The sequence below is a fragment of the Symbiobacterium turbinis genome, from assembly GCF_055383075.1.
The window spans coordinates 49848-63147 of sequence record NZ_AP042433.1; the positions used below are offsets into that span (position 1 = coordinate 49848).

Annotated in this window: 12 protein-coding genes and 1 pseudogene; 9 read left to right on the plus strand and 4 right to left on the minus strand. The window is 68.2% G+C overall.

Translation table 11 applies throughout. From position 1 onward, the window contains the following. The first annotated feature begins 5 nt into the window (after window positions 1-5). The 4 genes from pfkB to ACZ45O_RS00225 all read left to right on the plus strand — a co-directional run bounded on the left by pfkB (window position 6) and on the right by ACZ45O_RS00225 (window position 4041). Complete coding sequence (pfkB, locus tag ACZ45O_RS00210; protein ID WP_464854964.1) at window positions 6-971, plus strand: 1-phosphofructokinase; 966 nt, start codon at window positions 6-8, stop codon at window positions 969-971. After that, window positions 968-1411, plus strand: a complete 444-nt coding sequence (locus tag ACZ45O_RS00215) for a PTS sugar transporter subunit IIA (RefSeq protein ID WP_464854965.1) — start codon at window positions 968-970, stop codon at window positions 1409-1411. Before pfkB ends, ACZ45O_RS00215 begins: the two co-directional genes overlap by 4 nt. 57 nt (window positions 1412-1468) lie before the next feature. Next, window positions 1469-2824 (plus strand): PTS fructose transporter subunit IIC, encoded by a 1356-nt coding sequence (locus tag ACZ45O_RS00220; protein ID WP_464857596.1) that lies wholly within the window; start codon window positions 1469-1471, stop codon window positions 2822-2824. 278 nt (window positions 2825-3102) lie between these two features. Continuing rightward, the gene (locus ACZ45O_RS00225; RefSeq protein WP_464854966.1) at window positions 3103-4041 is read left to right on the plus strand and encodes a hypothetical protein; all 939 of its coding nucleotides are present in this window, start codon (window positions 3103-3105) and stop codon (window positions 4039-4041) included. A 55-nt stretch (window positions 4042-4096) separates the two neighbouring features. On the opposite strand, the gene ACZ45O_RS00230 is transcribed toward ACZ45O_RS00225, so the two are convergent. Genes ACZ45O_RS00230 through ACZ45O_RS00240 form a run of 3 tightly spaced genes read right to left on the minus strand, consistent with a single transcriptional unit; the run spans window position 4097 to window position 6711 of the window. Beyond that, window positions 4097-4849 (minus strand): phosphorylase family protein, encoded by a 753-nt coding sequence (locus tag ACZ45O_RS00230; protein ID WP_464854967.1) that lies wholly within the window; start codon window positions 4847-4849, stop codon window positions 4097-4099. Continuing rightward, window positions 4842-5660 carry an MTAP family purine nucleoside phosphorylase gene (locus ACZ45O_RS00235; protein ID WP_464854968.1) on the minus strand — a complete coding sequence of 273 codons (819 nt, stop codon included), beginning with the start codon at window positions 5658-5660 and terminating at the stop codon, window positions 4842-4844. Before ACZ45O_RS00235 ends, ACZ45O_RS00230 begins: the two co-directional genes overlap by 8 nt. Before the next feature lies 1 nt (window position 5661). Continuing rightward, window positions 5662-6711, minus strand: a complete 1050-nt coding sequence (locus tag ACZ45O_RS00240) for a s-methyl-5-thioribose-1-phosphate isomerase (protein WP_464854969.1) — start codon at window positions 6709-6711, stop codon at window positions 5662-5664. A 281-nt stretch (window positions 6712-6992) separates the two neighbouring features. Between ACZ45O_RS00240 and ACZ45O_RS00245 the strand changes: the two are divergent. The 4 genes and pseudogenes from ACZ45O_RS00245 to ACZ45O_RS00260 all read left to right on the plus strand — a co-directional run. Continuing rightward, a pseudogene (locus ACZ45O_RS00245) lies at window positions 6993-7271 on the plus strand (radical SAM protein); the annotation flags it as partial. 118 nt (window positions 7272-7389) lie between these two features. Then, on the plus strand, window positions 7390-8145 hold the full coding sequence (locus ACZ45O_RS00250; protein WP_464854970.1) for a hypothetical protein: 756 nt from the start codon (window positions 7390-7392) through the stop codon (window positions 8143-8145). A gap of 3 nt (window positions 8146-8148) precedes the next feature. Further along, window positions 8149-9312, plus strand: coding sequence for a cyclic dehypoxanthinyl futalosine synthase (mqnC, locus tag ACZ45O_RS00255; protein ID WP_464854971.1), 1164 nt, complete (start codon window positions 8149-8151; stop codon window positions 9310-9312). Between the two features lie 14 nt (window positions 9313-9326). Further along, on the plus strand, window positions 9327-10229 hold the full coding sequence (locus ACZ45O_RS00260) for a menaquinone biosynthetic enzyme MqnA/MqnD family protein (protein WP_464854972.1): 903 nt from the start codon (window positions 9327-9329) through the stop codon (window positions 10227-10229). A gap of 53 nt (window positions 10230-10282) precedes the next feature. On the opposite strand, the gene ACZ45O_RS00265 is transcribed toward ACZ45O_RS00260, so the two are convergent. Further along, entirely contained in the window at window positions 10283-10828 is a 546-nt protein-coding gene (locus ACZ45O_RS00265; RefSeq protein WP_464854973.1) for a hypothetical protein, read from the minus strand. A gap of 140 nt (window positions 10829-10968) precedes the next feature. On the opposite strand from ACZ45O_RS00265, the gene ACZ45O_RS00270 reads away from it, so the two are divergent. Next, window positions 10969-13056, plus strand: coding sequence for an AAA family ATPase (locus ACZ45O_RS00270; RefSeq protein ID WP_464854974.1), 2088 nt, complete (start codon window positions 10969-10971; stop codon window positions 13054-13056). The last annotated feature ends 244 nt before the right edge of the window (window positions 13057-13300 follow it).

Consider the following 13300-nt stretch of genomic DNA (forward strand, 5'->3'; position numbering starts at 1 on the left):
TGACGTTGAAGATCATCACGACCGTCGCCCTCAACCCCGCCATCGACCGCACCCTGGTGGTCCCCGGGTTTACCGCCGGCGCCACCAACCGGGTGGCCGCAGTCCGGGTTGACCCCGGGGGCAAGGGGATCAACGTGGCCCGGGCCGCGCAGGCCCTGGGCGCCCGGGTGCAGGTCCTGGGGTTCCTGGGCGAGCAGAACGCTGATCTGATTCTGAAAAACCTCGCACAAGTTCATGTAGCCCACGACTTCCTGATGGTGCCGGGAGAGACCCGGGTCAACATGAAAATTGTCGAGCCGAGCACCGGGCAGCTGACGGAGCTGAACGAGAGCGGCTTTGCGGTGGCCGAGCGCCAGGTGGCTGAGCTCATCCGCCTTGTGGAGCAGCGGCTCCCGGAGACGGCGGTGCTGGTGCTGGCGGGCAGCCTGCCGGCAGGTGTTCCCGACACCATCTACCGGGATCTGATCGCCCTCGCGCGTGAGGCCGGGGTCCCGACGATTCTGGACAGCGACGGCGAGCCGATGCGCATCGCGCTGGCGGCCCGCCCGACCCTCATCAAGCCGAACCGGAACGAGACCGAGCGGTTGCTCGGCCGCCGGCTGGAAGGCCCGGACGCCGTGGTAAGGGGTGCCCGCCAGCTCCTGGCGGAGGGGCCCGAGGTGGTGGTGGTATCCAGCGGCGCAGACGGCGCGGCGCTGGTGACCGCCCGGCAGTCCTGGTGGGCGACGCCGCCCGATATTCAGCTGGGCAGCACCGTGGGGGCGGGCGATTCGATGGTGGCCGGCTTTGCCGTGGCGCTCAGCCGGGGCCTGTCCCTCTCGGATGCCCTCCGGCTGGCCACCGCCGCAGGCACCGCAACGGCCGGCCTCGACGGCACACAGGTATGCAGCGGCGACGCGGTGGAGGCAGTACTGCCCCAGGTGCGCATTGCCGAAGTCAGCATTCTCGGAGAAGGAGGTGACGCCAGGTGAGTATCCGCGAACTGATCACGCCGGAAACGGTAACCCTTGACCTGAAAGCGGAAAGACCCGAGGAGGCGATGGCCGAGCTGGGCGCCCTGCTCGTAAGAAGCGGCGCGGTGTCAGATCTGGACGCCTATTTGGAGGCGGTGAAGGCGCGCGAGGCCCAGGGCACCACGGCGGTGGGCTTCGGCGTGGCGATTCCCCACGGGAAGAGCAGCGCCGTGAGCCGGGCTGCGGTCGCCTTCGGCCGGAGCAGGAGCAGCCTCGAATGGGAGAGCCTGGACGGCGAGCCCGTAAAGATGGTCTTCCTGATCGCCGCACCGGACGGCGCACACGACCTGCACCTGAAAGCTCTGTCGCAGCTGGCCCGGCTGCTCATGCACGAGGATGTCCGCGGGAAGCTGCTCTCTGCAGCGACTCCCGCTGATATCGTCAACGCCCTGATGTAACCCGCAGACCCTGGTATTCGCACCACGCTTCCATGGGAGGTGCCCTACGTGGCGAAGATGCTGGTTGCCGTTACCTCTTGCCCTACCGGAATTGCTCACACCTACATGGCCGCAGAGGCATTGCAGAAAGCCGCAGCAGCGAAGCAGGTGACCATCAAGGTCGAGACCCGGGGCTCCGTCGGGGCAGAGAACGTGCTGACAGATGACGACATCCGCCAGGCCGATGCTGTGATCATCGCGGCGGATGCCAAGGTGGACAAGGCCCGGTTTGCCGGCAAGCCGCTGGTGGAGGTCGGTGTCGGCGAGGCGATCAAGGACGCAGCGGGGCTGATCGACAGGGCGCTGGCGGCGAAGGCGCCAGATCTGGTGGAACAGGTGGAGGAGATCAAGCAGGAGCGGAAGGCCCAGGCCACGGGCTGGTACAAGCACCTGATGACGGGCGTTTCGTACATGATCCCCTTCACGGTGGCCGGCGGCATCCTGATCGCCATCTCGTTCATGTTCGGCATTGAGGCCGCTGCGACGGAGGGTACGTTCGCCCACGTCCTCAACGTCATCGGCGGCCAGGCGGGCTTCGGCTTCATGATCCCGATTCTGGCGGGCTTCATCGCCTACTCCATCGCCGACCGTCCGGGCATCGCCCCCGGTATGGCGGCGGGCTTCCTGGCCAACTCGGTGGGCGCGGGCTTCCTCGGGGCCATCGTGGGCGGCTTCCTGGCCGGCTACCTGGTCTATTACCTGAACAAGTGGATCCGGCTGCCCCGCACGCTGGAGGGCATCAAGCCGGTGCTGATCCTGCCCCTCCTGGGCGTTGGCATCACGGGCCTCATCATGGTGTATGTGCTGAACACGCCCATGGCGGCGATCATGACCGGGCTGCAGAACTGGCTCACGAGCCTGAGCGGAGGCTCCGCCGTGGTGCTGGGCTTCATCCTCGGCGCCATGATGGCCTTCGACATGGGCGGCCCGGTCAACAAGGCCGCGTACGCTTTCGGCACGGGCCTGCTGGCCTCGCAGGTGTACGAGCCCATGGCCGCCGTGATGGCTGCAGGTATGACCCCGCCGCTGGGGCTGTTCCTGGCCACGCTGCTGGCTCCCAAGAAGTACACCACCGAGGAGCGCGCGGCGGGCAAGGCGGCCGGTGTGCTGGGCATCAGCTTCATCACGGAAGGCGCGATTCCGTTCGCGGCGGCAGACCCGTTCCGGGTCATCCCCGCCATCATGGCCGGCTCGGCCGTCACCGGCGCCCTCTCCATGGCGTTCGGCGTGAAGCTGATGGTGCCCCACGGCGGCATCTGGGTGCTGCCCATGGGCAACGTGGTGACCAACCTGGCGATGTACGCTCTGGCCATCGTCGTCGGTACCGTGATCACCGCGCTGGTCGTAAATCTGCTGAAGACGAATAAGGAGTAAGGATAGGGGTTGAAATATGAGGCTCCCACCCGGTCGCAGGTGGGAGCCGCTTGCTGTTGACTATACACTCATATTGCTCCTATCATATCTTAGGCTAATGTCTCCACATTAAGTTGCATAAATACAGGATAATCAGGCTAAATCTATGCCCCAATCAGGCTCCGGAGTCGCACAGCCGCGCATGGAAAGTGAATGGGGATACGGAGTCTGCGGAACTTATCGCATGCAATGTCATGCGATATACTCGCAATACACTACACATCTAGGGCGGGATAACGTTGATTCGCACCTACATAGCGGAGGCTCTGATCCCGGGACTGCGTATGAATGGCGTTCCTGATCGTCAGGCTACCATGGTTGCCAGCGACGTGGAGATCCGCCTCCGGGCAATCCTAAGCCGGTGGAACGACGTGAGTTTTCGGCGTACCCTTCTGACACTCGGGCATGAGGAGGCGGCGAACCACAAGCCGGCCAACGTTGACCTTGACATCCGCTCTCTAGTCGTGGTCGCCATACGCAACAGTGCGCTCGAAGAGATCTGCTCAACTCAGGAAGCGGCCGAGGCATATGGGCTGCCTCACCCGATTCCGCTGGATGCCCACATGCTTAAGATCACCCGGGCGGCAAGCAGATACTTTGCGCGGTTTGATCTTCAGAAGGAAGCGAGAAAGGTGGATCCTCCTCATAACGATGAGGATCCGTTCGCAGCGCTGCCGATCAAGTACCCTGCAACTTGGGCTGCGTTCGAGGCGTTAGCGAGCAACCCTGGCATCGAAACCAGGTATCCTGCGAGACCCACTGGGTCTGTCTTGTCAATCTCCGACGTTGACAGCCCTGAGGCGCCTCCTACTCATGCAAAGAGTTCGGACATCATGAGCGGCATGGACCCAAGACTTGGGCAGTCACTCAGAGAAGCTCTCAGGGACCACGTCATCAACCAGGCTCCAGAGTTTTACACTCCGTCATTCAAGCACCTAACACGACATCCCGGCAAACTCATGGGTGTGTTGGAGTTCCTGTTTCATCATGGCATCGCATTCGTCACCAACAACTACTATCTGTCGAACGGCCATGTGATCCAGAGAAACCCCTTGCTTCGCCCGATTCACAAGCAGTCCGAGTTAGCGGGGGCGATTGCAGAGGCGGTCACGAACGCTGTCGGCGTACACCGGGAATCGCTCCTGCGGTCCATGCGAAGGATGATGATGATATTGTAGACATCTGCGCGGCGAGCGTGATGGACAGGAAGAGGTTCAGCTGCATCCGTATATGTCACCCCACCCACTCCCGCCAGTCCTCACCGATCAGCCCCTGCACCCGGGCCCCGGCCATCGCCCGGCGGCATCCGCACTCCCGGCCGTGCGGCACCATCGCCGCCGCCCGCGCCAGCGCCGGCAGCACGTCCACCTGCGCCTCGCCCACCATCGTCACCCCGGCGTAGCAGAGTTCCAGCTCCCGCGCGAGAAACGACTCCGGCACCAGCCCGGCCCCGGCCACGTCCGCGCCCCAGGTACGGTACATGCGCCGCTCGGCCGGCGTCGTCTCCCGCGACCCGTCCAGCCCCACGTACGTGGCCCCCCGGAACGCACGGGGGGTCTTCTCGCGCGCCGCCGCAAACAAGGCAGCCGCCAGCACCGGGCAGAACGGCGGGTCGAGCCGGATGAACCCGTAGCCCTTCTCCACGAAAAAGGTGGGGGGGAGGAGGCGGGTGAGGTCGATGACGTCGCCCGGCACCACCAGGTCGCCGGGCTCCAGCAGTGGGCTGACGGCCTCGGCACGGGCGACCGCCAGCACAGCGGTGGCGCCGGCCTGCTTGGCCGCGTAGATCAGGGCCCGGGGATCGGTTTCGGCCGTGCGGAGGAGCGCGAGCCCCCGCTGTGTCACCTTTCCGTACGGCGTCTCGTGCAGGACTGCACCGGAGGCAGCTCCCGGCGGGCGGGCACCGCCGGCGTCTGCAGCGAGCGCGGTTTCGGCGCAGCCGCCTGGAATCATGTCTTCCGGTACGATGAACAGCGTCTCACCCACCCTCGCTCGCCTCCTCCTCCAGCAGCCGCACCATGATCCGGAACATCAACTGCCCCACCTCCGGCCCGAAGAGCCGCTGCTCGGGGCCGTCGAAGGGCACGCCGGTGGCGTAGTTGGAGACCCAGCAGAGCGACCCGTAGGCCATCCCGAGCTCCCGGGACAGGAAGACCTCCGGCGCCAAGGTCATCCCCACCAGCTCGGCCCCCGCCTGGGCCAGCAGGGAGATCTCCGCCCGGGTCTCCAGCCGGGCGCCCTCGGTGGCGGCGTAGACGGCCCCGGGCGCGGCCCGGTGGCCGCAGGCGGCGGCCGCCTGCACCAGCCTGGCCCGCAGATCCGGGTCGAACAACTCCTTCGCCCGGCGCAGACCCAGCGCCCTCGCGGGCGCAGCCGGGTGCAGGGGAGGTCCGACCGGGCGCTGCTCGGGCGGAGCTGAGCCCACCCCCCTGAGCGCCGCAGCGCCGAAGCTATCCGGCCTCCGCCGCGTCCAGTCGATCAGGTCCGACACCACCGCCAGGCTCCCCGGGGCCAGGGAGCGCACCAGCGAGCCGGCGCTGTTCCAGCTCAGCACCCGCCGGGCGCCCAGGGCGCGGGCCGCCCACACGTTGGCCCGGTAGTTCACGAAGGGCGGCGTCACCCCCAGCCGCCCGTCGCCCCCGTGCCGGCTGAGGAAAGCCACGGGCCGTCCCGCCACCGCGAAGAGGCGGAACGGGCCGGCGGGGCCGTAAGGCGTGTCCACTGTCCGCGCTTCCCAGGGGAAGTCGAACTCCAGGTGATAGGCAGCCGTCCCGCCGATGATCACGGTGTCGACCATCTTACTCCTCCGGCTCCGGCGCGTCGCAGTAGTCCCGCACGTTCCAGGGAGAGAACAGCCCCCGGTCCGTGGCGATCACGCTCACGTACTGCGGCGGCGTGATGTCGAAAGCCGGGTAGTAGCCCCCGATCCCCTCCGCCGCGGTGCGCACGCCGCGGCAGTAGAAGACCTCCTCCGGGTCCCGCTCCTCGATGGGGATGTCGGCCGCGGTGGCCCGGTCGGGGTCGGGGCCGTCGTAGCCCAGCACGATGAAGGGCACGCCGAAGTGGTGGGCCAGCACCGCGTACTGGAAGGTGCCGATCTTGTTGGAGATGTGGCCATCCAGGGTGATCGAGTCGGCGGCCGTCACGTACTTGGTGATCATCCCCCGGTAGAAGAGGTAGCCCGGCATGTTGTCGGTCACCAGCGTCACCGGCACGCCGATCTCCCGTGCCTGCGCCGCCGTGAGCCGGGCTCCCTGCAGGTAGGGGCGGGTCTCGGTCGCGTAGAGCTCGATCCGCTTGCCCGCCTGCAGGGCGAAATAGAGCATGTAGTTCAGGGCGGCGCCGGCGAAGCAGTGGGTGAGGATGCGGTCGCCGTCCGCCAGCAGGCCGGCCGCGTGGTAGCCGCTCAGCCGGGCGGCCCGGTCGCCGGCCTGGATCTGCGCGCCCACAAAGTGGACCACCGTCGCCTCCGGGTCGTCCCCGACGGCCATGGCCGTCAGCGCCCGGGCCAGGGCCCGGTCCAGCAGCGGGAAGATGTCCGCCCCCGTCGGCCGGGTGGCCCGCAGCTCCCGGTGCGCCTGCTCCAGGGCTCGCCGGTATTCGTCGGCGGGCAGGTTTCGGAACTGGCGGGCGGCCAGGGCCAGGCCGTAGCCGGCGGCGTAGGCCAGGGGCGGGGCCCCCTGAATCACCATGTCCACGATAGCCCGGGCCACCTCCCGGTAGTCCCGGCAGTCCACGAACACGATCTCCTCTGGCAGCCGCCGCCGGTCAAGGATCCGCACAACCCCGTCCTCATACTTCAGCGTGTCGGCCCGGTTGGTGAGAATGGGCAGTTTGGGTCCGTTCACCGCGCTTCCTCCCCGGTTTCTGTCTCCTCCCATCATGCCGCAGCCCCCGGCGCAAGACCGGCCGATAAGTGTCACAAAACGGACAATGGCGTGAAATCGGCCCCGCCGGTCTGCCGGTCCCGCTACAGTAGAGGCAGCATCCCAGATGACTCTCGTGCGGAAGGAGCGGAGACATGGGCGGCAGCAGCCTGCTGGAACGGACCCTCGACGCCCGCCTGGCCGCCATCCACCGCAAGGTGGTGGCCGGCGAGCGGCTCTCCTTCGACGACGGCGTAACCCTGATGACTCACCCGAACCTCTTCGCCGTCGGGCAGCTGGCCAACCTGGCCAGGCGGCTGCGCGTGGGCGACCGGGTTTACTTTAACAACAACGCCCACATCAACTACTCCAACGTCTGCGCCATCCACTGCAAGTTCTGCGCCTTCGGCCAGAGCCGGCGCAGCCCGCAGGCCTTCACCCTCTCCATTGAGGAGATCGTCGCCAAGGCCCGGGCGGCGGTGGCGCAGGGAGCCACCGAGCTGCACATGGTGGGCGGCCTGCACCCCGACCTGCCCTGGGACTGGTATCCGGAGATGCTTCGGGCGGTGAAGGCGGCCTGTCCCGGCGTGCACCTGAAGTGCTTCACGGCGATCGAGCTGCATCCACTTCACGCGCATCTCGGGCCTTTCGCTGGAGCAGGTGCTGCTGACCCTGAAGGAGGCGGGCCTGGGCTCCCTGCCCGGCGGCGGCGCGGAGATCTTCGCGCTCCGGGTGCGGGAGGCGATCTGCAAGCCGAAGGAGACGGCGGAGGAGTGGCTCCACGTCCACGACACGGCTCACCGGCTGGGGCTCCGGTCCAACGCCACCATGCTCTACGGCACCGTGGAGACCCCCGAGGAGCGGGTGGATCACCTGGTGCGCCTCAGGGAGCAGCAGGACCGCAGCGGCGGCTTCCAGGCCTTCATCCCCCTCAGGTTCCACCCGGAGAACACCAACCTGGCCCACCTGCCCGGCCCCACCGGGTACGACGATCTGCGGGCGATCGCGGTCGGCCGGCTGATGCTGGACAACTTTCCCCACATCAAGAGCTACTGGATCTCCAGCTCCCCGGCCATCGCGCAGGTGGCGCTCCACTTCGGCGCCAACGACATCGACGGCACCGTGCGGGAGGAGCGCATCTACCACATGGCCGGGGCGCAGACCGCCCAGTACACCGAGCTGCAGCAGCTGCTGCGCATGATCTGGGAGGCCGGCCGCATCCCCGCCGAGCGGAACACCGTGTACGAGGTGATCCGGGAGTTCCCGCCGGAGCCCGAACCCGAGCTGGTGGCCGCCGGCGCCATCCACGGGTACACCGCCGAGACCGTGCACCTCTCCCTGGCCGAGCGGGCCATCGCGGCCGGCACGTTTCACCGGGGCGGGCGGAGGCGGCACGGCGCCGAAGGGAGGTCCTGAGCCATGGAGGAGATGGATCAGCTGGAGCAGGTCCAGGCCGCCCTGGCGCGGCCCGAGCCCACGCCGGCGGTCGAGCGCATCCTGCACAAGGCCCTGGACGGCCACCGGCTCAGCTACGAGGAAGGCTGCGTGCTGATGCGTGAGGGCGATCTGGGATCGCTCGGCCTGGTGGCCGGGGAGATCACGCGCCGGCTCCACCCCGAGGGCATCGTGACCTTCGTCGTGGACCGGAACATCAACTACACCAACGTCTGCGTCACCGACTGCAAGTTCTGCGCCTTCTACCGGCACGAGCAGGATCCGGACGCCTGGGCGCTGAGCCACGAGCAGATCCTGCAGAAGGTGGGCGAGCTGGCCGCCTCGGGCGGCACGCAGGTGCTGATTCAGGGCGGTCACCACCCCAAGCTGCCCTTTGAGTACTACACCGAGATGTGCCGGCTCATCAAGCGGCACTACCCCCAGATCGCCATCCACTCCTTTTCGGTGTCCGAGATCCGCCACTTCGCCCGGGCGTACAAGATGCCGGTGCGGGAGGTGGTGGAGCGGCTGCGGGAGGCCGGCCTCGACTCGGTGCCCGGCGCCGGCGGCGAGGTGCTGGCCGACCGGCCCAGGCGGATCATCGCCCCCCTGAAGGACCCGGCCCGCGCCTGGCTGGAGACCTACGAGATCATCGCCGACGTCGGGCTGCGGGGCTCCTCCACGATGATGTTCGGCCACGTGGAGACGCTGGAGGAGCGTGTGGAGCATCTCCTCAGGCTCCGGGAGATCCAGGACCGCACCGCCGAGAAGCACGGGCAGGGCGTCTTCTGGTCCTTCATCTGCTGGACCTTTCAGCCCGGCAACACCCCGCTGGTGGCGGAGGGGCTCCATAACGGCGTGACCACGTCCAGCTACGAGTACCTGCGGACCCTGGCGGTGGCCCGGATCTTCCTGGATAACATCGAGAACATCCAGGCCTCGTGGGTGACCCAGGGGGTGCGCATCGGCCAGATCAGCCTGGACTGCGGCTGCAACGACTTCGGCGGCACGATGATGGAGGAGAACGTGGTGGCGGCCGCCGGCACCGTCTTCTACGCCACGCCGGCCGACGCCATCCGCCTGATCCGTGACGCCGGCCGGATCCCCGCGAAGCGGAACACGTTCTACGAGATCCTCGAAACGTACTAGGAGGGCGAAGCAGCATGGGTGACCAGCGATTCAGCGCCGGCTCCGGCCTGCCGGCCGGGCGCCGCACCGGCACCGCGGCGCCGGAGGCCCCTCCGGTCCGGCTCGGTTACATCGACTACCTCAACTGCCTGCCGGTGTACTTCGGCATCGAGCAGGGCGCGGTGGAGCTGGACGTCACGGTTGAGAAGGGGCCGCCGTCCGTCCTCAACCGGGCTTTCCTGGAGGGCCGGCTCGACGTCACGCCCATCTCCAGCATCGAGTACGCCCGGCACGCGGAGGACTGTGTGATCGTCCCCGGGCTCTCCATCAGCGCCGATGGGCGCGTGGCCTCCATCCTGCTGTTTCACCGGCGGCCGCTGGAGGAGCTGGACGGCCGGCCGGTGGCGCTCACCGCCGCTTCGGCCACGTCGGTGGTGCTCACGCGCATCATTCTGGAACTGCGGTACGGGGTGCGGCCGCAGTACCGGATCACGCCGCCGGACCTGGAGGCGATGCTGGCGGAGCACGACGCCGCCCTCCTGATCGGCGACGACGCCCTGTTGGCGGCAGCCAGGCGCCCCGAGATCCCGCACGTGGACCTGGGGGCCGAGTGGAAGGCCCTCACCGGCCACCCCATGGTCTACGCTCTCTGGGTGGCCCGGCGCGAGCTGGCCGACGCCGACACCGCCGCGTTGCGCCGGCTGACGCGGGTGCTGCACGCCTCCCAGGAGTACGCCTGGGACCACCGGCCGGCCATGGTGGCGGAGGCGGTGGCCCGCAGGGGGCTTCCGCCCGCCGTGGTCGACGACTACTTCGACCTGATCCGGCACGAGTTCGGGCCCCGCTACCGCCGGGGGCTGGTCGCGTTCTACGAGCACGCCCGCCGCGTGGGCGAACTCGAGGCGGTGCCGCCGCTCCACGTGTGGGGCGAGGACTGAACATGGCAAGTGGAAATCCCCCTCCGGTTGGAGGGGGATCGCTCAATGATCACTTACTTGTCGCTGTGCAGGAGGGTCAGCGTGCCCTCGCCGCTCTCACCGCTCCACTGGACCGAGACGATGGCCGAGTGGGTGTCGGATTCGGCGGCCATATAGATGACGCGGTCGTCGTCGATCTCCATGTCAGTGCGCGCAACCTCGAATCCGCGCTCCTGCAGGAGCTGCTCGTAATAGTCGGCCAGCTCCGTCGCATCGCCTTCAAATGCGAACGACGCGCTGTAGGTGGTCTTGCCGTTGGCCGTCAGCCGGCCCGAATCGTCCACCGTGAGCCGGCTGTGGACCGGGAGCGGAAAGCCCTCCACCAGCCTGCCCTCCTCACCGGCGCCGCTGATGGTCACCGTCTCGCCGTCCTCGCTGGTGAAGGTGATGGCCCCCTCGTTGGTGTCTACCTTAATCCCCGTCGCCTGTTCCACCAGATTTTCGGTCGCCCTCTGCACCGCCTGGTCGACCGCCCGGTCGACCGCCCGCTCGGCCAGCCCGCACCCCGTCAGGGTCAGGACCGCCAGGGCGGCGGCGAGCAGCGTTCGCCATCGCTTCATGACACTCGCCCTCCGTTTCAACAGAACCATCCTATGCTTCCAGAAGAGTATGATGCTCTTTCCTTCCGCCGCACAGGGTGGTACACTGGCGATTGACTATCTCACTTATCCGAATTGCCTGGACCGGAAAGGAAAGAGCCATGCGGATTCACGATCTGATTCTCGAACGGCAGCGCAGCCTGTTCGTCGGCCGGGCGCGCGAGCTGGCGATGCTCCGCGACCTGGTCAACCAGCCCCGGGAAGACTGGCACCTGCTGCATATTCACGGTCCGGGAGGCATCGGCAAGAGCACCCTCCTGCGCCTTGTGGCCGGGCGACTCGGCGGCAGGCGGGCGATCCTGGTGGACGGGAGCTGGGGCTTCGCCCGGCCGGAAGATGTGCTCGCGCGGGTCCGGCAGGAGCTGGCCGCCCGCGGCGCGGCGGTCGCCGACTGGGCCGACGGCGCGCCGGACGACGTCACGCGCGCCCTCAACGCGTACGCCGCAGCGCAGGGCGGCATCCTCCTGGCGCTGGATGCCTTTGAGAAATGGGGCCTCGTGGAGGACTGGCTGAGAGACGAGTGGCTGCCCGGCCTGGACCCGCTGGTGCGGGTCTGCACCGCCGGGCGCCAGCGGTTGGTGGGCCCGTGGCAGGCGGGCGGCTGGAACCTGCTGGTCCGGCAACTGGAGCTGGCGCCGCTCTCCCGGCGGGAGGTGGCCCAGTACGGCCAGCGCATCGGCATTCTGGACGAGGGCGCTCTCGAAGACCTGAGGCGCATCTCCGGGGGCCATCCGCTCGCGCTGTCGCTGGCCGGTCCGCTGATCGCCCGCCACGGGCGGCTGGGCGGCGTGCAGAGCGAGGCCCGCGCGCTGATGCAGCAGCTCATGGGCCAGGTTCTGGCCGACGTGACGGACCCGATGCTGCACCGCTGCATCGAGGCCGTCTCGGTGTTGCGCCGCTTTGACCAGGAGCTGCTGGAGGCGGCCCTGGGCGAGCCGATCCCGGCCGAGCGGTTCAGGGCGCTATGCGGTCTGCCGTTCATCACCGGGTACGGCGAGTACTGGATGCTGCACGATTCGGTGCGCCAGTGGGCCCTTGCCGACGTGAAGGCCCGCAGGCCCGAGGCCTACGCGCTGTACCGGGCGCGCGCCCGGCAGGTGGTTGACGCCCGCATCGCCTCCGGCCCGGTCCAGCCGTCCGAGTGGCTGTTCGACCAGCTCTACCTTTCCGGCAGCGACTTCATGCACGGCCTGCTGTTCGGGCAGGGGGACGAGGTGGAGATGCACGGCCTCTCCGCGCGGGAGGCGGATGAGGTGGAGCAGCTGTACCTGCGCTACCTGCAATCGACGGGCAGGCCGGCGCACGATCGCGGCGTGTTCGCACTGATCCGGCCGCTGCTGGCCCTGACGCTGGAGTGGTTCGGCACCCTGCGAAAAGGGGGCCGGATCCTGGCCTTCTGCGCGGTCGTCCCGCTGACCGAGAAGACGGTGCCGGTACTGGCCGCCCATCCCGTTGCCGAAGCCGCGGCGCGTGTGTACGCGCCCGGGCAGTCCCAGTACTATCTGGGGCTGGGCGGCTACGATCCCGACGGGGCCAGCGGGCTGGACGCGCTCATGGCCCGCGACCTCCTGCGCCTGCTCCCCCAGGAGGGGCTGGTGCTGAGCCAGCTCGACGAGGCCCGGTGGGGAGGGTTTCTGAGGCTGATCGGGTCTGAGCGGGCGCCGTGGCTGGACGTCGCACGCCCGGATGGGACGGTCTACCAGGGCCACGTGCTGGACCTGCGCGCCGAGCGGCTCCACACCAAGGTGCTCCACCTGCTGGGGGCAGCCGACACCCTGCCGGCCGGAGCCCCTCCGCCTGAGCGGAGCGCGGAATCCGCAGCGGATCTATCCGTCGCCGCGCTGGCCCAGCGGCTCCGGAAGGCCCTGCGCCACTTTGAACGGCTGTACGCCCATCCCGAACTGGTGGAGCCGCTGCGCTTCCTGGTCGGCGATGCAGCGGAGGAGGAAGCCGGCGGCCCGGCCGCCGCGGTGCAGGGGCGGATCCGCCGCGCCGTGGCGCAGCTGGAGACGGGAAGCGAGGCGGAACGCCGGGACGGGCTCATCCTGCGCCGCGCCTTCCTGGAGAAGCAGGGCAGTCACGAACTGACCGCCGAGCGCCTCCATCTATCGGTTCCCACCTACTACCGCCACCTGCGTCTGGCCGTCCACCGGCTGGCGCAGGAGCTGCTCCGGACGGGACCCTCATGATCGTCGCGCCCGATGCGGGGTGTCGCAATATCAGAAACCTATCGAAAACGTTTCGGTCTGCGGCGGCTCGCCGGAGGGACGCCTCTGTCGTCTGGAGGCCGCGCCCGCCGGCAGAGGCCGCGGCGGCGCCTGCCAGATGTCAGAAGAGTAGGAAAAACAAAATGTGAAGAGCGGCACATTCCACGCCGCTCTAGCATTTCGTCGATTTTACCGCGACAACTCGGTAATTCGCCGAAATCTCTTC